At 60.5% G+C, this 512-nt stretch carries 1 protein-coding gene; it reads right to left on the reverse strand.

The genetic code is table 11. From position 1 onward, the window contains the following. Window positions 1-512 (reverse strand): tyrosine-type recombinase/integrase (locus SK224_RS16710; protein ID WP_413816805.1); only part of this gene is annotated, 512 nt, incomplete at both ends.

The following is a 512-nucleotide window of genomic DNA, read 5'->3' on the forward strand; positions in this document are numbered from 1 at the left end:
GTGTTCTCGGAGATCGGTTTCCACGGTTTGGCATCCCCCGCGAACACCAGCTCGAACTTGCCGGTGATCGCGTGGATCTGCTCAAGCAAGGCCACAGCCTGCGGCGATAAGGGTACAACGTGGATGTCACCAGCCATCTTCGTACCCCTTGTGGAGAAGGGCACGCCGTCCAGCGCCGGGCGGGTGTCTGGGATCTCCCAGATTCCGCGCTTGAGGTCGAACTCGTTCCAACGGGCGAAGCGTAGTTCACTGGAGCGCACGAATACATGCAACGACAGCATCACCGTGAGGCGAGTGAGCGCGCGACCTCTGTATTCCTCAATGCATGCCAGTAGCTCTGGCAGCCGCGATAAGGGTAGTGCGGGTCTGTGAGTTACCCGTGGAGTCTTGATCGAGCCATCGAGGTCGTGAGCTGGGTTCGCTGTGATCAGCCGCAGCCGGTTGGCTTCACGCATGATGCGTTGCAGGGAGTTCTTGATCCTGAGCGCCACGTCGATGGTGCCGCGCTGCGT

It is taken from the genome of Microbacterium sp. BG28, from assembly GCF_034044005.1.
GTDB lineage: Bacteria > Actinomycetota > Actinomycetes > Actinomycetales > Microbacteriaceae > Microbacterium.